At 61.4% G+C, this 19980-nt stretch carries 21 protein-coding genes; 13 read left to right on the forward strand and 8 right to left on the reverse strand.

What is annotated here, in order from left to right:
• Nucleotides 1-69: 69 nt before the first annotated feature.
• From ACSV9I_RS06090 to ACSV9I_RS06100, 3 genes are all read left to right on the forward strand, one after another.
• On the forward strand, nucleotides 70-660 hold the full coding sequence (locus tag ACSV9I_RS06090; RefSeq protein ID WP_054157587.1) for a F0F1 ATP synthase subunit B: 591 nt from the start codon (nucleotides 70-72) through the stop codon (nucleotides 658-660).
• 5 nt (nucleotides 661-665) lie between these two features.
• On the forward strand, nucleotides 666-1145 hold the full coding sequence (locus tag ACSV9I_RS06095; RefSeq protein ID WP_438327902.1) for a F0F1 ATP synthase subunit B: 480 nt from the start codon (nucleotides 666-668) through the stop codon (nucleotides 1143-1145).
• Nucleotides 1146-1231: 86 nt separating this feature from the next.
• Nucleotides 1232-1720, forward strand: a complete 489-nt coding sequence (locus ACSV9I_RS06100; protein WP_438327903.1) for a hypothetical protein — start codon at nucleotides 1232-1234, stop codon at nucleotides 1718-1720.
• A gap of 67 nt (nucleotides 1721-1787) precedes the next feature.
• On the opposite strand, the gene ACSV9I_RS06105 is transcribed toward ACSV9I_RS06100, so the two are convergent.
• Nucleotides 1788-2447 (reverse strand): ribonuclease HII, encoded by a 660-nt coding sequence (locus ACSV9I_RS06105; protein ID WP_438327904.1) that lies wholly within the window; start codon nucleotides 2445-2447, stop codon nucleotides 1788-1790.
• A gap of 144 nt (nucleotides 2448-2591) precedes the next feature.
• Nucleotides 2592-3749, reverse strand: a complete 1158-nt coding sequence (locus ACSV9I_RS06110; protein ID WP_438327905.1) for a PA0069 family radical SAM protein — start codon at nucleotides 3747-3749, stop codon at nucleotides 2592-2594.
• A gap of 130 nt (nucleotides 3750-3879) precedes the next feature.
• Between ACSV9I_RS06110 and ACSV9I_RS06115 the strand changes: the two genes are divergently transcribed.
• The gene (locus ACSV9I_RS06115) at nucleotides 3880-4401 is read left to right on the forward strand and encodes a glycosyl transferase (RefSeq protein WP_054157592.1); all 522 of its coding nucleotides are present in this window, start codon (nucleotides 3880-3882) and stop codon (nucleotides 4399-4401) included.
• A gap of 14 nt (nucleotides 4402-4415) precedes the next feature.
• On the opposite strand, the gene moaB is transcribed toward ACSV9I_RS06115, so the two are convergent.
• From moaB to ACSV9I_RS06135, 4 genes are all read right to left on the reverse strand, one after another.
• Nucleotides 4416-4961, reverse strand: a complete 546-nt coding sequence (gene moaB / locus ACSV9I_RS06120; RefSeq protein ID WP_438327906.1) for a molybdenum cofactor biosynthesis protein B — start codon at nucleotides 4959-4961, stop codon at nucleotides 4416-4418.
• On the reverse strand, nucleotides 4958-5887 hold the full coding sequence (locus ACSV9I_RS06125; RefSeq protein WP_438327907.1) for a 4-(cytidine 5'-diphospho)-2-C-methyl-D-erythritol kinase: 930 nt from the start codon (nucleotides 5885-5887) through the stop codon (nucleotides 4958-4960). Before ACSV9I_RS06125 ends, moaB begins: the two co-directional genes overlap by 4 nt.
• A 4-nt stretch (nucleotides 5888-5891) precedes the next feature.
• Nucleotides 5892-7706: a tetratricopeptide repeat protein gene (locus ACSV9I_RS06130; RefSeq protein ID WP_438327908.1), complete on the reverse strand. Its 1815-nt coding sequence runs from the start codon at nucleotides 7704-7706 to the stop codon at nucleotides 5892-5894.
• 120 nt (nucleotides 7707-7826) lie between these two features.
• Entirely contained in the window at nucleotides 7827-8843 is a 1017-nt protein-coding gene (locus tag ACSV9I_RS06135) for a polyprenyl synthetase family protein (RefSeq protein ID WP_054157613.1), read from the reverse strand.
• Nucleotides 8844-8951: 108 nt separating this feature from the next.
• Here ACSV9I_RS06135 and ACSV9I_RS06140 point away from each other — a divergent pair, with 108 nt between their 5' ends.
• The 6 genes from ACSV9I_RS06140 to ACSV9I_RS06165 all read left to right on the forward strand — a co-directional run bounded on the left by ACSV9I_RS06140 (nucleotide 8952) and on the right by ACSV9I_RS06165 (nucleotide 13503).
• On the forward strand, nucleotides 8952-9182 hold the full coding sequence (locus ACSV9I_RS06140; protein WP_082352448.1) for a putative signal transducing protein: 231 nt from the start codon (nucleotides 8952-8954) through the stop codon (nucleotides 9180-9182).
• Between the two features lie 7 nt (nucleotides 9183-9189).
• The gene (locus tag ACSV9I_RS06145) at nucleotides 9190-9984 is read left to right on the forward strand and encodes a tRNA1(Val) (adenine(37)-N6)-methyltransferase (RefSeq protein ID WP_438327909.1); all 795 of its coding nucleotides are present in this window, start codon (nucleotides 9190-9192) and stop codon (nucleotides 9982-9984) included.
• A gap of 92 nt (nucleotides 9985-10076) precedes the next feature.
• A complete protein-coding gene (locus ACSV9I_RS06150; RefSeq protein ID WP_438327910.1) occupies nucleotides 10077-10940 on the forward strand; it encodes a S49 family peptidase in 864 nt (287 codons plus the stop codon).
• A gap of 34 nt (nucleotides 10941-10974) precedes the next feature.
• Entirely contained in the window at nucleotides 10975-11166 is a 192-nt protein-coding gene (locus tag ACSV9I_RS06155) for a hypothetical protein (protein WP_054157598.1), read from the forward strand.
• Between the two features lie 127 nt (nucleotides 11167-11293).
• Nucleotides 11294-12433, forward strand: a complete 1140-nt coding sequence (locus tag ACSV9I_RS06160; RefSeq protein WP_438327911.1) for a sensor histidine kinase — start codon at nucleotides 11294-11296, stop codon at nucleotides 12431-12433.
• Nucleotides 12434-12570: 137 nt separating this feature from the next.
• Nucleotides 12571-13503, forward strand: a complete 933-nt coding sequence (locus ACSV9I_RS06165) for a glycine--tRNA ligase subunit alpha (RefSeq protein ID WP_438328527.1) — start codon at nucleotides 12571-12573, stop codon at nucleotides 13501-13503.
• A gap of 1 nt (nucleotide 13504) precedes the next feature.
• Here the strand turns inward: ACSV9I_RS06165 and ACSV9I_RS06170 are convergent, their stop codons facing one another.
• Nucleotides 13505-13906 (reverse strand): response regulator, encoded by a 402-nt coding sequence (locus tag ACSV9I_RS06170; protein ID WP_054157600.1) that lies wholly within the window; start codon nucleotides 13904-13906, stop codon nucleotides 13505-13507.
• A gap of 27 nt (nucleotides 13907-13933) precedes the next feature.
• Nucleotides 13934-15946 (reverse strand): sensor histidine kinase, encoded by a 2013-nt coding sequence (locus ACSV9I_RS06175; protein ID WP_054157601.1) that lies wholly within the window; start codon nucleotides 15944-15946, stop codon nucleotides 13934-13936.
• 204 nt (nucleotides 15947-16150) lie between these two features.
• Between ACSV9I_RS06175 and ACSV9I_RS06180 the strand changes: the two genes are divergently transcribed.
• Genes ACSV9I_RS06180 through ACSV9I_RS06190 form a run of 3 tightly spaced genes read left to right on the forward strand, consistent with a single transcriptional unit; the run spans nucleotide 16151 to nucleotide 19942 of the window.
• Nucleotides 16151-16702: a LemA family protein gene (locus ACSV9I_RS06180; RefSeq protein ID WP_438327912.1), complete on the forward strand. Its 552-nt coding sequence runs from the start codon at nucleotides 16151-16153 to the stop codon at nucleotides 16700-16702.
• A 37-nt stretch (nucleotides 16703-16739) separates the two neighbouring features.
• A complete protein-coding gene (locus ACSV9I_RS06185; RefSeq protein WP_438327914.1) occupies nucleotides 16740-18005 on the forward strand; it encodes a 3-phosphoshikimate 1-carboxyvinyltransferase in 1266 nt (421 codons plus the stop codon).
• Nucleotides 18002-19942, forward strand: coding sequence for a DUF2207 domain-containing protein (locus tag ACSV9I_RS06190; RefSeq protein ID WP_438327915.1), 1941 nt, complete (start codon nucleotides 18002-18004; stop codon nucleotides 19940-19942). The genes ACSV9I_RS06185 and ACSV9I_RS06190 overlap by 4 nt, the downstream gene beginning before the upstream one ends.
• The last annotated feature ends 38 nt before the right edge of the window (nucleotides 19943-19980 follow it).

A 19980-nucleotide genomic window follows, 5' to 3' on the forward strand; every position in this document is an offset into this window, starting at 1 on the left:
TTTGGGATCACGGCGCGCCGATGAGGCAGCCGTGATCTCGCGCATTTGAGCATACACCTGGAGGTGAGCATGTTTGTGACCCCCGCCTATGCCGAGGAAACTCCGGCAGAAGGCCAGCTTCACACGGAAACCGGCGTAGCCAATGACGCGGCGCATGGTGGCGGTGTGTTCCCGCCTTTCGATACGTCGACCTACCCGTCGCAGCTTCTCTGGCTGGTGATCACGTTCGGCGTCTTCTACATGCTCATGCAGAAGGTTATCGTTCCCCGTGTCGGCGGCATTCTCGAAAACCGCCATGATCGGATTGCACAGGATCTCGATGAGGCTTCGCGCCTCAAGACCGAGGCTGATGCCGCCATCGAAACCTACGAGCGCGAACTGACGACGGCCAAGGCGAAAGCCGGCCAGATCGCAGGTGCTGCCCGTGACGCCGCCAAGGCCAAGGCCGACGCTGAGCGCGCTGCGGTCGAAGCAGAGCTTGCAGCCAAGATTGCCGCTGCTGAAACCCGCATTGCCGAGATCAAGACAAAGGCCTTTGCGGAAGTCGACACGATTGCCATCGATACCGTCAGCACGATTGTCGAAAAGCTGATTGGCACGAAGGCAACCGCAGCCGACATCAAGGCCGCCGTTTCCGGCGTTGCCAAGCAGGGAGCCTGAGGTCCATGGACGCAACATTTTTTGCCCTCGTTGGCCTCGTTCTCTTTCTTGCCCTGCTCGCCTATCTGAAGGTGCCGGGCATGATGGCGAAGAGCCTCGACGCCCGCGCCGACAAGATCCGTGACGAATTGGCAGAAGCCAAGCGTCTGCGTGAAGAGGCCCAGCATCTGCTGGCCGAATACCAGCGCAAGCGCAAGGAAGCTGAAGCCGAAGCCGCCGCCATCGTCTCGGCTGCCGAGCGCGAAGCGGCAGCCCTGACCGCTGAAGCCAAGCAGAAGACCGAGGAGTTCATTGCACGTCGCAACGCACTCTCCGAGCAGAAGATCAAGCAGGCAGAAAGCGAAGCGGTCAATGCCGTGCGCTCCGCAGCTGTTGATCTTGCGATTGCCGCTGCCGAGAAGGTTCTGGTCAAGAAGGCCGATGACGGCGTTCAGCAGGCCCTGTTCAACGCCTCCGTCAGTGAGGTAAAGTCCCGTCTGAACTGAGTTCCGACCAGGCTTCACACCGCAGAATTTGTGAAACGCCCCGATCGGTCCGCCCGGTCGGGGCGTTTTTCATTGGAGGATATTATATGTCTCAGCGCAGGCCTGTAATTTCGACGCTGCTTTTCGCCGGGGCTCTGCTCAGCAATGCCTCATCGCTATCTGCGACCGAAGAACTCGCCTGGCATGGCTGGAGCGGGGAGGGGGTTGCATCGCTTGTCTATGGTGTCGCCGAGAGCGACCACGTGGTTCTCTCTTTCTCCTGTGAGGGAAAGAATGGTCCGATCAACGTGGTCTATTCCCACGAACCGAAGTCCGCGAAGCCGGATCAGGCCTATGACCTCACCCTGACCGCCGGCAAGGCCGTACGCATCATCGAGACCACCGGTTTCCGGCTCGAGATGGACGATCTCTTTATCCTTGAGGGCGCACTGGCGGCAGGCGGCGAGCGGGACTTAGGCGAACTGCTCTCGGCGGCCGACACGCTTTCGATCAGCGTCGAGGGCGATGTGACAGAGCTTCCCTTGGCAGGCGCCAAAGAGGCCGCGCAAAAGCTGATCGACACTTGCGGCACCTGATGTTTTCGCGCTGACGCCGAACGAGCGCTGGTGCTCCACACTCACTGCGAGTAGTCGCCGCCTGAGGTCAGTCTGCCTCGACCCTGAGCGGGCGGAAACTCATCCGGTGCAGCGGGCAGGGGCCGTGGCTGGCAATCGCGCCGCGGTGACGTTCAGTTCCATAGCCGGCATGCACTTCAAACCCGTAGTCGCGATAGAGAAGCCCGGCCCGCGCCATCATCCGGTCGCGCATCACCTTGGCGATGATTGAGGCTGCCGCAATCGAGACGGATCGTGCGTCCCCCTTGACCACCGCCTCGCCGCTGCAGGAAAGCCCTGGCGGTACGTCGCGTCCGTCGGCGAGGACATGATGCGCCCTGACTGGCAGTCCGGCAACGGCTCGCCGCATGGCATCGAGGCTCGCCTTGCGGATGTCGACCAGATCGATATGGCGCGGAGAGGACGAAGCAATCGAGACGGTTGCGGCCGCCATGATCGCCTCGAAGAGAATTTCCCGCTGCTTCAGCGACAGTTTCTTCGAATCGTTCAGCCCTGCCGGTACGTTATCCGGATCGAGAATGACGGCTGCGGCCACGACCGGCCCCGCGAGTGGCCCACGCCCGGCCTCATCCGTGCCAGCGACAGGCCAGATGCCCCGGTGCCTGGCGCGGGTCTCGATCGAAAAATCCGGGAGAAGCGGAAGGTCTGCGAAGAGGTCAGGAGAATCGGGTGGCGTGCGCGTTTTCATGCGGCAGAAATCGCACGCGCACCCGACCTCCTGCAAGTCCCCGGTCCCTTTCGTCGGTGAAGTCGAAAGGGGCGGCTACCAGGGACTACATCCGGCGCGAGGCGGCGGATGACCGCGCCGGAATTGCTTTCTAGCGTGTCCGCTTTAGAGCAGTGACAACTGAACCCCACCGCTGTTCGGCGAAATGAACAGATCCTCGCGCAGATGCAGGCTCCGGCGCATCAGGCCAAGCCGTTTGGTCGCCATCTCGAAGCGCCGGCTGATCTGCCAGGCATAGGGGCCGGCCCCCTTCATCCGCTTTCCGAATTCGGCATCGTAATCCTTGCCGTCACGCATGGAGCGCACCAGCGACATCACATGCCGATAGCGGTCCGGATAATGCTGCAGCAACCAGTCGCGAAACAGAGGGCTGACTTCGAGCGGCAGGCGCAGCAGGACATAGCTTGCCTCAGACGCCCCGGCCGCTTTGCCGGAATCCAGCACGCGCTCGATTTCGTGGTCGTTCAAGGCCGGAATGACGGGCGCCATCATGATGGCGACGGGAATACCGGCGTCAGACAGAGCCTTGATCGCCTCCAGTCGTTTCGTTGGTGTCGAGGCGCGCGGCTCCATCGTCCGGGCAAGCTTGCGGTCAAGCGTTGTCACGGAAATACCGACCTTCACCAGACCGCGTTCGGCCATCGATGTCAGGATGTCGAGGTCGCGCAGGATGAGCGCCGACTTCGTTACGATGACGACTGGATGATTGGCTTTATCCAGCACTTCCAGGATCTGCCGCATGATTCGCCATTCCCGCTCGATCGGCTGATACGGATCGGTATTGGTGCCGATTGCGATTGGCTTCACCTTGTAGCCGGGCTTCGACAATTCGCGCTCCAGAAGCCGCGCAGCATCCGGTTTCACAAACAGCTTTGCCTCAAAGTCGAGCCCGGCCGAAAGCCCCATATAGCTGTGTGTCGGGCGGGCGAAGCAGTAGATGCAGCCGTGCTCGCAGCCGCGATACGGGTTGATCGAGCGGTCGAAGGGAATGTCCGGCGACTCGTTGCGGGTAATCACCGTACGCGGCTTCTCGACCTGCACCTCCGTCTTGAAGGGCGGCATGTCCTCCAGCATTTGCCAGCCATCATCGACGGCCACCCGTTCCAGCTTCTCGAACCGCCCGGCAGGATTGATGCCAGCCGCGCGGCCACGCCGCCGGTCAATGTCGATCCGCATCCCGGAAGCATTCATCAGCGCATCGGCAATATCTGCCGTATTGCCGGGCTGGAATGCAGCCTGGCTCACAAGAGACAGCTCGGTCATGTGTTGGCTCCTCGCGGGATCGCGGCCCGCTCAATGACTATTTTCCTACCGCAGCAATGAGAACAATGCAAGAACAAACTTTGAGAATCTGCCAGTGGCAAAACTTTGTGCAATGCGATAGATGTAGGCAATGTTGACCGTCATCATGGAATGTCACGATCAGGAGCCCGAGCTCGCACAGACCTTGTCCGTGCTTGTAGCCGGTGCAGTCGAGGGTTTGGTGAGCGATGTCGTGGTTTTGGACCATGGCTCGCAGGATGGATCGTCCCTGGTGGCAGATGCTGCCGGTTGCCGCTTTTATCAGCAATGGGACATGAAGGATGTGCTGGCGTCCGCGCGTGGCGAGTGGCTGTTGCTGATCGAACCGGGTGCGCGGCTGAGCCCTGGTTGGGTCGACGAAGTGGCAGAATATGTTGCGCTCAACAAGCAGCCGGCGCGTTTTTCGGAATCACGGCTTTATCGCCTGCCTTTTTACCGCCGGCTGACGCGCAGTCCGCCGCCACTGGAAAACGGCCTGCTGATCCCCAAGCGCCAGGCGATGGGTCTCGCCGGACCCGGGCGTGAACTGCTGCAGCTGGCGCGTGGTGAAAAGCCGCGCCGTTTGGCGAGCGAGATCATCCCATCCTGGGTCGCCCGCGAAGCTCGCCGCTGAGGCCTACCGGGCCGTTATGCCCCGCGCCGCAAATGTTCGTCGAGGCGAGGCATGATTTCCACGAAATTGCATGGCATGTGCCTGTAGTCGAGTTGCAACTTCAGGATCCCGTCCCAGGCATCCTTGCAGGCGCCGGGAGAGCCTGGCAGCACGAAGATAAAGGTAGAATTCGCAAGGCCAGCGGTTGCGCGGGACTGGATGGTCGATGTGCCGATCTTGTCATAGGAGATCCGGTGAAAGACCTCCGAAAAGCCGTCCATTCGCTTCTCGAACAAGGGCTCCAGGGCCTCGGGCGTCACATCGCGTCCGGTGAAGCCCGTGCCACCGGTGGTGATCACAACATCGATGGCCTCGTCCTTCGTCCACTGCTCCACCTGGTCACGGATGGCAGCCTTGTCGTCCTGCACGATGGCGCGCGCGACAAGCCTGTGACCGGCTTCTGCGATCCGGGCTGCAAGCGTGTCGCCGGAGCGATCGTCCTCCAGGCGGCGCGTGTCAGAGACGGTCAGCACGGCAATGCCCACTGCGATGAAGGGGCGGCTTTCGTCGATCCGGCTCATGCTCCGTCTCCTTGCTCGTGCTCATGGGCAACCGTGCGCGTGAGAAGCACATACCATTGTGGCCGGTAGGCCGATAGCGCCAGGGCTGCCTTCAACGCCGCCTGTTCGCTGTCATAGAGGCCGAAACAGGTGGCACCGGATCCGGACATGCCGGCAAAGACCGCCAGGCTTTCACGCAGCAGGCCGCAGGCTTCGGCGATTTCGGGCACCAGCGCTTCGGCCGGCGGCTGCAGGTCGTTGCGAAGCTGCGGGAAGACTGCGCGCCATGCCTCAGCATCGGGCGCGTCCGGCAGCTCCACCATTGGCGCATTGTCGCGCCGCTCCAGCCTTCGAAAGATCTCCGGCGTCGAAACCGGCATCAGCGGATTGAGCAGAACCATCGGAAAAGAGGGGAGGGCGACTGGCGTGATCGCCTCGCCAATGCCTTGAGCTCTGAGGGGCAGCGCATGAAGGCACATCGGCACATCGGCGCCAAGCGACAGGGCAAGTGCGGCCAGCGCCTCAGCGGGCAGCTCCGCCTGCCAGAGCCGCAGGAGCCCGCGCAGGGTCGCCGCCGCATCGGCAGAGCCGCCTCCGATCCCGGCGGCCACCGGCAGGTTCTTCTCAAGCGTGATGGCAACGGGTGAAGAGGGCAATCCATGCTGATCAAGAACAGCGCGCAATCCATCACGCGCGCGGATCACCAGATTATCCTCAAGGTTTTCCTGGCCAAGCGAGAGTGAGCGGGCAAAGGGCCCCGAAAGGCGCAGGCTGTCGGCCTCGGCGGTTCGGAAGGTCAATTCATCGCCGTCTTCGGCAAAGCTCACCAGACTATCGAGCAGATGATAGCCATCCGCCCGGCGCCCGGTCACATGCAGCGCGAGGTTAACTTTGGCCCGCGCGGTCTCCCCGACCGGGGCTTTCGCCGGATCGTGGAGACCTTTCATCGGATCAGGTCTTCTTGTCGTCTTTCTTCGGCGCGTCTGCCGGCTTTGGCTCGATCTTGGCGGCATCCGCCTCAAGCGGCGGCAGCCCCTTGTCGATCTTCGCCTGGATCTTCGGCACTTCCGTTTCTTCCGGCTCGGAGGCCAGCGCCCGCTTCCACTGGTAAGTGGCCTCAAGCTTGCGTCCAACGCGCCAATAGGCATCGCCGAGATGGTCGTTGATCGTCGCGTCGCCGGCCTTCAGCTCGATGGCGCGTTCGAGTTCGACGACCGCTTCGTCGAAACGGCCGAGGCGGTAATAGGCCCAGCCGAGAGAATCGACGATGTAACCGTCGTCCGGACGAAGCTCGACAGCCTTTTTGATCATCTCCAAGCCTTGCTGGAGATTGCGGTTCATGTCGACCCAGGAATAGCCGAGATAGTTCAGCACCTGCGGCTGTTCGGGATTGAGCTCCAGCGCCTTGTTGAAGTCCGGCTCGGCCTTGTCCCACTTCTTCAGGCGCTCATAGGCGATGCCGCGCTGGAAGAAGACGGACCAGTGATTGCGCACCGGCCGCGCGCCGATGATTTCCACCGCGCGATCGTAATTCTCCGCCATGGCGGCATAGTCCTTGGCATCGGAAAGCACGCTGCCATAGGCGAGATAGCTGCGAATATCCTGCGGGTCCGAGGCGATCAGGGCCTGGAGATGCTTGCGTGCCTCATCCACCTTGCCGGTCAGGGCAAGCGTCAGCCCAAGCTGCAGCTCGGAAATTCGGCGCATCGGCGAGGCAGCCGGCACGTCGCGATAAAAGGCGATGGCCTTTTCCGGCTGCTCGGCCTTTTCGGCAATGCCGCCGAGCAAGATCAGCGTATCGGCCGCATCCTTGTCGAGTGCGCGCGACAGCTGGAGATAAAGCATCACCGTGTCTTCAGCACCTTCGCGATTGAGCGCGCCACCAATCGAAAACAGCACCCCGGCTGCCCCTTGTGCGGCAGTCTTCACGGCAGGCTCAACCGTCTTGCCGGCCTCGATTGCCTGGCGCAGCGCATTGAACGGTGCGTAGTTGGTGATCATTTCGTCGCCGGCGGAAAGCGCATCGAGCGCCTTCTGCTTGTTGCCGGCACCCGCTTCAAGCGTTGCCAGTGCCATCACGGCCCGGGCAAAGGTGTCAGGCGCGGTGGCGCCACCATTGCGATCGGTGATCGTGTCGGTCAATGCGCTGCGGGCAGTGTCGATGTCGCCGGCGGCTGCGGCCATGATGCCGAGATTGTAATTGCGGAAAATATCGTACCAGCCCGGTCCGTCGAGATCCTTGACCAGCGCCAGCGCTTCCTTCGACTTGCCATCACCAAAATTGGCCCAGGCAACGAGAAGCTGGTTCATCAGCCGGTCGAGATCGTTCGGCCCCTGATACTTCAGCGAGGTCAGCGCATCGTCATAGTCGCCGTCGCGGATAGCCTGAAAGGCCAGTGTCACCGAGGTTACTCGTTCGACCGCCGGATCCTTTTCCAGCGTCCGAGCAATCTTGGCGCCTTCGTCGAACTCGCCGTTCATCAGAAGGGTGATCATCAGCCGCTGCTGCAGTTCAAGCTCGTTCGGGGCAAGCTCCAATGCCTTGCGGTAAAAGCGAACCGCATTGCCATAGTCTCGATCGGCCTCGGCCGTGCGTGCGGCCAGATAGGCGCCGGCGAAGGAATCGACGGCGGTCAGATCGAAACTCTCTGCTTCTTCCGTTTTTCCGGCAGCAGCAGCGGCCAGCGCCACGGAGGTCTGCGCCACGCCAAGGAGCAAGACCAGGGCGGTTCCGGCGAGGATGCGAGAGACGAGGCTTTGCCGCATGTAATTGGGCCTTTCAGGGACTGATGGCGAGCACGAGCGTCGCGCGCGCGGAAGCGCAATGATGATTCACCAGAGAATGGCTTTTTTGAAGCAGCCTCGCAAGACGATCGATATTCCTCGTCAGCTGACGCGCGAAATGCAGAAGTCGATCACATCGTTCAGCGCACTTTTCCAAGGTGAATTCGGCAGCGGCGCCAGGGCATCGCGCGCGATCGTTCCGTAATGCTGGGCCCGCTGGATGGTGTCGTTCAGTGCGCCGTATTTCCCGATCAGGACAAGCGCCCGCTCCAGCCGTTCGTCATCGCTCTGGCCGCCCTCGATCGACTGCTTCCAGAACTCCCGTTCCTCCGCCGTCCCGCGACGATAGGACAGGATGATCGGCAGCGTGATCTTGCCCTCGCGGAAATCGTCGCCGACATTCTTGCCAGTTTCAGCAGCCTTGCCGCCATAATCGAGCACGTCATCGACCAACTGGAAGGCAAGGCCGAGATTCATGCCGTAGGATTTGAGCGCGCTGCGCGTGCCCTTGTCTGTGCCGGCTACGATCGGACCGACTTCGGCTGCGGCGGCAAAAAGGGCGGCGGTCTTGGCGCGGATGACGGCCAGATAGTCGTCCTCGGTCGTCTCCATGTTTTTGGCGACGGACAGCTGCAACACTTCGCCTTCCGCGATGACGCAGGCGGCGGTCGAGAGAACATCGAGCGCGTCGAGCGAGCCGACCTCAACCATCATCCGGAAAGCCTGACCGAGCAGGAAGTCGCCGACGAGAACACTTGCCTGGTTGCCCCAGATGGTGCGCGCCGTCGATTTGCCGCGGCGAAGGTCGCTTTCGTCCACCACGTCGTCATGCAGAAGCGTTGCGGTGTGCATGAACTCGACCGAGGTCGCCAGCTTGATATGATGGTCACCCTCATAGCCGAACATCGCAGCCGTCGCGAGCGTCAGCATCGGACGCAGCCGCTTGCCGCCGGAGGAAATCAGGTGATTGGCGACTTCCGGGATCATCTGCACATCCGACCCGGCCTTTGACAGGATCAGCTGGTTGACGCGCTCCATGCCGCTCTTTGTCAGGTCCACCAATGGCTTGACGGATGCCTGTTTGTTTTTGTTGTCTTCAAGCGGTATGACTACGCCCAACGCACCGGACTCCTGTTCGAATTGGTGTCCGACCATAAAAAGCCGAGACCGCAACGGCAAGGGGCGAATTGTCCCGCCGGGGCGCAGCCAGGGGATTTTCGGACCGATATGCACGAAATCATTCGCAGCAACGACGTCGTTCTTCTGTCCTTCGCCGAAAGCCTGATGCGTGACGCCGGAATCAGCGCCATGGTCGCAGACCAGTCGATGAGTATTCTCGAGGGATCGCTCGGCATGCTGCAGCGCCGTTTTCTGGTCGATTCCGATCGTGTCGATGAGGCGCGCCGTATCCTCAGTGATGCCGGACTCGGCGCCGAGCTGCGCGATCGTGACGCCTGAGGTTTCCGTGTCGTCGTCCGCCTCCACCATCGCGCAGGAAACTGTAGACGCCTTTCACCGGGGCGCGTTTCATCTGGTCCAGCCAGTCGGTCGCGGCCATCGCGCCGGCATGGATGCGATGATGCTTGCCTCGCTCGTGGTCGATGACCGGCCGGTGCGGATCGCCGATCTGGGGGCGGGTGCCGGTGCGGCCGGTCTTGCCGTCGCCACGCGCCTGCCCAAGGCTTCGGTCGTGCTGGTTGAACGCTCCGCCGACATGGCCGAGTTCGCGCGAAAGAGTTTGGCGCTTAAGGAAAACGCCCATCTGGCCGGTCGTGCTGAAGTGATTGAAGGCGACGTGACGTTGACCGGCAGGGCCCGCGTGGCACAAGGCCTTCCCGACGATACTTTCCAGCATGTTATCATGAACCCGCCCTTCAATGACCCGGGTGACCGCAAGACGCCGGACCAGCTGAAGGCGGAGGCCCATGCGATGACGGAAAACCTGTTCGACAGCTGGATCCGGACGGCCGGCGCAATCACACGGCCCGGCGGCCAGCTCTCGCTGATCGCCCGGCCGCAATCGATTGCTGAAATCGTCACGGCCTGTGGCCGGCGTTTCGGCGGGCTGGAGATCACCGCCATCCATCCACGTGAGGGCGAAAACGCCACCCGTATCCTGGTGACGGCAATCAAGGGCTCGCGTGCCAGGTTGCAACTGCGTGCACCGCTCCTCATGCACGACCGACCGGATAGTCACGCTTTTGCGCCTCTGGTTGACAGCCTGAACAATGGCCGAACGGGCTATTCCCGGTTGCGTTGAGGCCGTCTGATTTTTGCCGTCGACCTTGTGTTTGGTCCGCGGCTCCTTACATCTCGATCACGTTGGGTGAGACCGAGGAGTTCGACACGGCAATGGCAGATTTTTTGAAACGGCTGGTTCCGAAGCGCTTCCAGAAGAAGGGCGCGGTCATTCCCGTTGTGCGGCTGCATGGGCCGATCATGAGCGGTGGATCCAGGTTCCGGCCAGCCCTCAATCTCGCCTCTGTCGCTGGTCAGCTGGAAAAGGCCTTCTCGATGAAGGACAGCCCGGCGGTCGCCCTGTCGATCAATTCACCCGGCGGATCGCCGGTTCAGTCGCGCATGATCTTTGATCGTATCCGCGCGCTCTCCGAGGAAAAGAACAAGCGCGTGCTCGTTTTCGTCGAGGATGTGGCAGCCTCGGGCGGTTACATGATCGCGATTGCCGGTGACGAGATCATTGCCGATGCCACTTCGATCGTCGGCTCGATCGGCGTCGTGTCCGGCGGCTTCGGCTTTCCCGAGCTGCTGAAGAAGCTCGGTGTCGAGCGCCGCGTCTACACCTCGGGAGAAAACAAGGTGATCCTCGATCCTTTCCAGCCGGAGAAGGAAAGCGACATCGAATACCTGAAGACCCTGCAGGTCGAGATCCACCAGATCTTCATCGACATGGTCAAGGCCCGCCGCGGAACCGTGCTTGCTGACAATCCCGACCTCTTCTCCGGCCTCTTCTGGACGGGCAAGCGCGGTCTGGAACTCGGCCTTGTCGATCGTCTCGGCAATGTCCGGGACGAGGTGCGTACCCGCTACGGCAAGGACGCACGGCTAGAGCTTGTCGGTGCGGCGAAGGGCCTGTTCGGCCGCCGCAGCCCGGGCATCGGCGCATTTGCCGGCGTCGACCAGATCGCGGCACAGGCGGTCGCGGGTCTTGCGGAGACCGTCGAAGAAAAGGCATTGTGGGGCCGCTACGGGCTCTGAGCCGGGCAAGAAAAGAGGCTGACGACGAGGGGACATGGCACAGCTGATATTCATGGGAATCCTGGTGGGCGGCGCCTGGCTGCTGTACCGCCGCTTCGTCTCCGATGCGGAAAAGCTTGCAGCCCGCAGACGCGCCGAAGAGAAGGAACAAGAGAACGACGCCGTCGGCACGCTGATCAAGGATGAGACAACCGGCGAATATCGCCTTCGGCGCGAAGACGACTGAGTTTCGTGAGGCACAGTGCGCAGCTTGCACTTGAGTGAAACCTGTGGTGCCGCTAGGTATGCAAAATATCCTGGCGATTGAGGGGCTGAACTAGGCCCGTCGCGGACAAGGCTGGCTTGGGACGTTGATGAACGATACGCGAAATTTTCCGGGATTATCGGGTTTTGTGGCGCGCGAAATCGATGAGGCGGATTGGTCTGCGACCTCCCTCGGCCCGATAGAGCACTGGCCGGCCGCGCTGAAGACGACGGTAAGGCTCGTGCTGTCGTCGCGCCAGCCCATGTGCTTCTGGTGGGGCGATGAGCTCCTGCAGTTTCACAATGACGCTTATCTTCCCATGCTTGAAGGGCGTGCGACAAGTGCCCTCGGCCAGCCCTTCCGAAAGTATTGGGCTGATGTCTGGGACGGCGTGGAACCCTTTGTGAGAAAAGCTTTGGCCGGCGAGGGGACCTGGATGGAGGATCTGCCTCTACAGATGATCCGCAACGGTGTACCCGTTCCAACCTATTGGACCTTTTCCTACAGCCCTATCTACGACGACAACGGCGAAATCGCCGGTCTCCTCAATGTCGTGACGGAAAAGACCGCTGCCATTGCCGATCGGCAGGCCCTCGAACAGGCCTATCTCGAAGCGCAGAACCATCTGGTCGAGCAGGAGCGGCACGAGGAAGAGCTGAAACTGCTCAACCGCGAACTGGCGCACCGGATGAAGAACACGCTGGCCATGGTCCAGTCGATCATCAGTCAGAGCCTGCGCGGTGCAGCCTCCATACCCGAAGCGGCCGCCACCATCGGCGCGCGCATCCAGACGCTCGCCAAGGCCCAGGACGTCCTGACCGGAATGAGTGTCACCGCAGCCGAAATCACGGCGATTGCCAAGACGGCGGTTGCGCCCCACGTCGACGGCGAGGAACGGATCAAGATTGAAGGTCCCAAGGTCTATCTTTCCGCGCAGCAGGCGCTCGGCCTCTCACTCGCGATCCATGAACTCGCCACCAATGCGACGAAATACGGCGCGCTGTCGGCACCGCAGGGGCGTGTCCACATGACCTGGGGGCAGTTGCCTGACAGCGGTTTCACCTTCGACTGGCGCGAAAGCGGCGGCCCGTATGTCGTCGAACCCACCCGGCGCGGCTTCGGCTCGCGTTTGACCGAGCGTGTCGTCTCGGATCTGTTTCAGGGCCAGGCCGGGATCCGCTTCCAGCCGGAAGGGGTCTCCTTCTCTCTGGTCGGCAAACTCCAGCAGGCGGCCGATCTCGACGGTTAAGGACAGCGTCCGTCGATACGGGTGCAGGACGCCTGCGTCAGACGCTTGACCCTCGCGCCCGCTCATGGCACCAGACGGGCCGAAACCGACAGCCAAAGCGGATGGATAACCCGATGACCACGCCCCTTGCCCCGCACATGGACCCCAAGCGCTCGTTCCAGGCGCTGATCCTGACGTTGCACGCCTATTGGGCGGACAAGGGTTGCGCGGTGCTGCAGCCCTACGACATGGAAGTCGGCGCCGGCACCTTCCATCCGGCCACCACCCTGCGAGCCCTCGGCCCGAAACCGTGGAAGGCAGCCTATGTTCAGCCCTCGCGCCGCCCGTCGGATGGCCGTTACGGCGAAAACCCGAACCGCCTGCAGCACTACTACCAGTATCAGGTGATCCTGAAGCCGAACCCGTCCAACCTGCAGGAACTCTATCTCGGTTCCCTGAAGGCTATCGGCCTCGATCCGTTGCTGCATGATGTGCGTTTCGTTGAGGACGACTGGGAAAGCCCGACGCTGGGCGCCTGGGGCCTCGGCTGGGAATGCTGGTGCGATGGCATGGAAGTCTCGCAGTTCACCTATTTCCAGCAGGTCTGTGGCATCGAATGCTCCCCCGTTGCCGGTGAGCTGACCTATGGTCTCGAGCGCCTCGCCATGTATGTCCAGGGCGTTGATAATGTCTATGACCTGAACTTCAACGGTCGCGAAGGCGAGGAGAAGATCTCCTATGGCGACGTCTTCCTGCAGGCCGAGCAGGAATATTCCCGCCACAACTTCGAATTTGCCGACACGGATATGCTGCATCGCCACTTCATCGATGCCGAGAAGGAATGCGAGGCGCTTCTTGCCGCCGGCGCACCGACCGACAACGACAATCAGCGCCTGCACAAATGCGTCTTCCCGGCCTATGACCAGTGCATCAAGGCAAGCCACGTCTTCAACCTGCTCGACGCCCGTGGTGTCATCTCGGTTACCGAACGCCAGGCCTATATTGGCCGGGTGCGCGCGCTCGCCAAGGCTTGCGGCGAGGCCTTCCTGATGACCGACGCGGGTGGCATCAACTTCGGCAAGGTCGCCTGACCTAGAAAGCCAGACCTGCCGAGACGCGGTTCTCGATCCGCACCACCAGGCCCTGGATCTTCGCCATGAGAATGTCGAAGTCCACGGGCTTCGTCAGGTAGCTCTCAGCACCGGCGCTCAAGCCTTCGATCAGCTTGTCCCTGTCTGAGAGGGCGGTGAGGAAGAGGAACGGGGTGTTCGAGAATTGCGGATGATTGATCTGCAATTCGCCGAGCATCGAAATGCCATCCATTTCCGGCATGGTGATGTCGGAGATGACGATGTCGGGCTGTTGGCGCAGAATGATATCAAGCCCTTCACGGCCGTTCTCCGCTTGCAGGACCTTCAGTCCAGCATCCTCCAACTCCTCGGCGATCAGTTCACGCACGTCCCTTTCGTCTTCTATGCACAAAACAGTGATCATGGCTCACTCGCTTTCCGCCCTTGGGCGCTATGCGGCGTTGACGGTCGCCGCCTCCGTTTGAACGTTTGACTGTGGTCCAGCGACAGGCAGCACCATGGTGAATGTGGTGCCCTTGCCACGCCGGCTTTCGATGAAGATGTCGCCGTCATGCAGGTTGACGATCTGCTTGACCAGCGAAAGGCCAATACCGGTGCCGGCAATGCCGGTTGACGTCCGGGCCCTGAAGTAGGGTTGGAACAATTTCGGAATATCCTCAGGGTCGATTCCGATGCCTTCGTCGCGGACAGAGAGGAAAACATGCTCCTCTTCCTGCCAGCCTGTTATGTGAATGTCGTGGGCACGGGGGGCGTACTTGACGGCGTTCGACAACAGGTTGGTGATGACCTGGGAGATCGCCAGTGCATCGCAGCGGATGGCCACGGGCAGCCCCGTCAGATCTGTCTCGAAGCGGTGGTGCTGGGCCGAGAGCTTCTGCCGCTTGATCGCCTGTTCGATCAGCTTGTGCAGCGAGCACTCGACGAGCATCAGTTCCACCTTGCCGGTATCCATCCGGCCCGCAGACAGGAAGCTTTCCATCAGCTCGACCATGCGGGATACCGAGGATCGGATCAGCTGCGTTTTTTCGCCCAGAAAGGCGCCTTCGACCTCGCCCTTTTTCCGCTGCAGTCGCTGTGCTGCGCCATCGATGATCGCAAGCGGCGTGCGGAATTCGTGGCTCGTCATCGAGACGAACTGCCGCTGCATCGCGTTGATATTTCTCTCCTTCTCGAGCGCCTCCTCCAGTGCTGCCGCCTGGGCCTCGATTTCGGCCGTCCTTTGCCGAACCGTCGCTTCCAGCTCGTCACGATTGCGGATCAGGTCGTTCTCCGCCTGCTTGCGCAGGGTAATGTCGGTATAGCTCAAGACATAACCGCCGCTGGTGAGGGGTTCTGAATGCACAGCAAGCACCTTTCCGCTCGCCCTTTCGCGCTCGAAGCCATAGGGAAGCCCAAGCTCTGCCTGTTCGACCCGTTCGCGCACCATGGCCTCGAGATCGCCGTCGCCATATTCGCCGCGCATGGCGTTGTAGCGAAGAATATCCTCGAACTTTGAGCCCGGCGGGAAGAGTTCCGGCGGGATGTTCATCAGGTCATAAAGCCGGTGATTGGCCATCAGCAGCCGCGAGCGGCCATCGAAGACGCCGATTCCGCCCGGAATGGCATCGAAGACCTGCTCGAGCAAGCCGAATGCCTTGCGCTGATCGGCAAGAGCAATCGCCACCTCGGCAAAGATATCGCGATCTTCTGCCTTGATCCGCCACACATGGACCTTGACCGGATAGACGGTGCCATTGCGCCGCCTGTGGTGAGCTTCGAAACAAACCTTGTTGGCCTCTCCGTCCACCAGGGGACGGATATGCGCGCGGTAGTCAGCCTCGCTCATGTCCATCTTGATCTCTGCGGGGGTAAGCCGCGCCAGGGCCGCCATGTTATGACCCGTACGCACACTGGCGGTCCCATTTGCGCGGATGATGGACAGTGTCAGCGGATCGAAGACGTAGATTTCATCCGTCGACAATTCGACCATGTCGATCAGGGCGCAGCTTGTCCCGTGGCGATGAATCACCACATGCGCGATTTCATGCGTAAGATCGGCCAGGATCGACAGTTTCTCGGCACTCATCCGCCGGGCAGTGCGGCCAAAATAGAGCACTGTTCCGAACATTTCTCCGCCGTCTCGCCGGCTCAGCGGTATCTGGTACAGAAAGCCGCGGCTGCGTCCCGCCGTCATCCAGGCAAGATCTTCATCCTCACCCAATTCGAGCGGGAGCGGTACATCATCCGCCTGGCAGACGTGAAAGAGACGCATCCGACCATTGTCTTGATTGCGGAGATAGATGGCAGCGACCGGCGAAAGGCTGAATTCGCCGACGCTGGTCATCACGTTCAACATGTCGTTCAGCGTCTCTCCCAGCCGACGTTCAGGGATTGCTGCACGCAGAATCTCACGATCGGCGACGAGTGCCCAGATGGGGAATCTGTTCCAGGTCAATGGCTGCATAGGCGGCCCCGCGAAGGTTCTTGAATTAATACATTAGGATCTGCAAATTAATGAGATGATTACCGGTTGTTTAGAATTGCGGATATTCGCGTTTTCATGAGACACCGCCCCCGCTGACAAACCACGACAGCATGATTTGGCCGGGGTTTTCATCGCTGAAATATGCTGTAACGTCGGCGCAATTCTGAAGGAGGACGCCGTTCCATGTTCACGACACTCGCCATTCTCGTTGCCGTCGGCGCTTACCTCGTCTTCGTTTACAACGGCCTCGTCAAATCCCGGCAGATGGCGGAGGAGGCATGGTCGGGCATCGACGTGCAGCTGAAACGCCGCGCCGACTTGATCCCCAATCTGATCGAGACGGTGAAGGGCTATGCCGGCCATGAAAAGGCAACGCTGGAGAGTGTCATCGAGCTGCGCAACCGTGCCCAGGCGGTGCCATCAGGTGATGTCGCCGGTCGTGCCGCCGCCGAAGGCCTGTTGGGGGCCGCGCTCGGCAAGATCATCGCACTCGCGGAAGCCTATCCGGATCTGAAGGCCAACCAGAACTTTGCCGAATTGCAGCGCTCGCTGGAAACCATCGAGGGCGAGATCCAGATGTCCCGCCGTTATTACAATGGTGCGGCCCGCGATCTGAACGTCAAGGTCGAGAGCTTCCCGAATAACCTCGTCGCTGGCCAGTTCGGCTTCTCGAAGAAGCCCTATTTCGAGATTGCCAACGAGGCCGACCGTGCGGTACCGACGGTCAAGTTCTGACGTCCTTCGGCAGATATACCTTTAGAGACTGAGATCAATGACGACTGACAGTGTGACCATCCTTCCGCCCACCCATGCCCTGACCGGCAAGGTGAGCCCTCCGGGTTCGAAATCCATCACCAATCGCGCCCTGCTGCTTGCTGGTCTCGCCAAGGGCACGAGCCGGCTGACCGGCGCGCTGAAAAGCGATGACACCCGCTATATGGCCGAAGCCCTTCGCCAGATGGGCGTGACCGTTGAGGAGCCGGATGCGACCACTTTCGTCGTCACCAGTTCCGGCGAACTGAAGGCACCGGCAGCCCCGCTCTTCCTCGGCAATGCCGGTACGGCCACGCGTTTCCTGACGGCAGCGCTGGCGCTCGGCCAGGGCCGCTACGTCGTCGACGGCGACGAGCATATGCGCAAGCGCCCGATCAAGCCGCTGGTCGATGCCCTGAAATCACTCGGCGTCGCCATCGAGTCGCCAACCGGCTGCCCGCCTGTCACCATTGAGGCGACCGGCCGTTTCGAGAATAACCACGTCATCATCGATGCCGGCCTTTCCAGCCAGTATGTCTCGGCTCTCCAGATGGCTGCGGCCTGCGGGTCCGAGCCGTTCACCATCGAGCTTGCCGGTGCCGATATCGGCGCCCGCGGTTACATCGACCTGACAATGTCTGCCATGCGTGCATTCGGCGCCAAGGTTGAGCAGCCGACGCCGGCCTCTTGGGTCATCCAGCCGACCGGCTATACCGCAACCGATTTCCACATCGAGCCGGATGCCTCCGCGGCCACCTATCTCTGGGGAGCCGAAGTGCTGACCAAGGGCCAGATCGACATCGGCACGCCGTCTGACGCTTTCACCCAGCCGGATGCCAAGGCCTATGACGTGATCGCGCAGTTCCCGCACATGCCCGCCGTCATCGATGGCAGCCAGATGCAGGATGCGATCCCGACGATTGCCGTTCTCGCCGCCTTCAACGAGACGCCCGTGCGTTTTGTCGGCATCGAGAACCTGCGCGTCAAGGAATGCGACCGCATCCGCGCCGTCTCGACCGGCCTCAACAACATCCGCGAGGGCCTGGCCAAGGAGGAAGGCGACGACCTGCTCGTGGCCTCCGATCCGTCGCTTGTCGGCCAGTCGCTGCCGGCCGAGATCGACACCTTCGCCGATCACCGCATCGCCATGAGCTTTGCACTCGCGGGTCTCAAGATCCGCGACATCACCATTCTCGACCCTGGTTGCGTGGCCAAGACCTACCCCGGCTATTGGGATGCGCTCGCCTCGCTTGGCATCGACCTCGTCAGGAACGACAAGAAATGACATTGCTCCTTCGCCTGTGCTCCGCGTTCCTTCTCCTTCTCTGGATGGCATGCGGCGCGCAGGCTGAGGAGGTCATTCGCGACTACCACGCCAATATCGCCGTTGCCGCTGACGCCTCGATCGAGGTGACCGAGACGATTACGGTCGAGGCGGAGGGAAACAACATCAAGCGCGGCATCTTCCGCGACTTCCCGCTCTATGCCCTGGACCAGAAGGGCTTTCGCCGCGAGGTCGATTTTGAGCTGATCTCGGTCGAACGTGATGGGCAACGGGAAAACCACCGCCCCGAGTCCATAACTGGCGGCATCCGCATCTACACCGGCTCGGCCGACGTGTTTTTGCGTCCCGGTGAATACACCTACAAGATCACCTACCGCACCGGCCGCCAGATCCGCTATTTCGAGGACCACGACGAACTCTACTGGAACACCACCGGCAATGGCTGGATGTTCCCGATCAAGCGTGCCCGCGCGACAGTGACCCTGCCGGGCAATGCCGTGCCGACGAAAACTACCTATTTCACTGGCGCGATGGGCTCCGATGCGCAGAACGCCCGAGAGGTGCCGGGCTCGAACGGTCTGGAATTTGAAACCACACGCCCGCTCGGCCCCCAGGAAGGCTTTACCATCGTCCTCGGCTTCGCCAAGGGCCTCGTTGCTGCTCCATCGGCGGAAGATGGCGTCTGGTGGTTCCTGCGCGACAATCTGAACCTGATCATCGCGGGCGTTGGCCTTCTCCTCGTCTCGCTCTACTATCTGCGCTCCTGGTTCGCCGTCGGCCGCGACCCGGCAAAAGGTGTCGTGGTGCCGCGCTGGGATGCGCCGGATGGCCTCTCGCCAGCGTTGGTCAATTACATCGACAACAAGGGCTTTTCCGGTGGCGGCTGGACGGCGCTCTCGGCCTCGGCGCTCGATCTCGCCGTCAAAGGTTACGTCGAACTCGATGACCTCGATACCGGCATCACCATCCGCCGGACGAAAAAGGCGATCGACGGCATGCTCGAAGCCGGACAGGCGCGGCTGATCAAGGAAATCCCGTCGGCGGGTGATGAACTGGTCATCGACAAGGAAAACGGCAAACGCGTTCAGACGGTTGGCTCGGCCTTTCGCGCAGCGATCGAGAAGGAACACCGCAACAAATACTACAAGGCAAACGCCGGCTATATCAGCTTCGGCATCGCCATGTCCGTCGCCATCATCCTCGCCCTGTTCGTCTTCGGCACGCTGGATGAAGATGTCTATGCCCTGATGCTGGTGCCGACCTTCTTTTCGATCTTCTTCGGCACCTTCACCGTCGGCCTGGTCAAGATGTTCAAGAGCAGTCGCTCTCTGTTCAGCAAGATCATCTCCATTGTGGCGCTTGCCTTCATCGGCTTCGTGGCGCTGTCAACCATGGGCCTGATGCTGCTCTCGATGTGGATGGACCTGGAGCAGACGCATCAGATCCCGCTTCTCCTCGCATTCGGCGGTATCCTGCTCGTCAACATTCTCTTCCTCTTCCTGATGGGCGCGCCGACCCCTCTCGGCCGAAAGCTGATGGACGGCATCGAGGGTTTGAAGATCTACCTGACACTTGCCGAACAGGACCGCATGAACATGGCAGGCGCGCCCACCATGTCGCCCAGCCACTTCGAAAAGCTCTTGCCCTATGCGGTCGCGCTCGGGCTTGAAAAGCCCTGGTCGCAGACCTTTGAAACCTGGCTCGCCACGGCCGCGGCAGGTGCTGCGGCCGCCGCCTACAGCCCGACATGGTATCACGGCAGCAATCCCGGCGGCTTCGGTGATCGCATCGGCGGTTTCTCGTCGTCCATGGCCTCAACCATCGCCTCCACCATCCCAACCCCACCGCCTTCCAGTTCATCTTCCTCTTCCTCGTCAGGCTTCTCCGGCGGCTCCTCGGGCGGCGGCGGTGGCGGTGGTGGCGGGGGAGGGTGGTAGGCCTCGACCTTCCCTTGGGGGGAGGTCGCCGCGAAGCG

The organism is Rhizobium sp. G187 (assembly GCF_051549525.1).
Taxonomy (GTDB): Bacteria; Pseudomonadota; Alphaproteobacteria; order Rhizobiales; family Rhizobiaceae; genus Allorhizobium.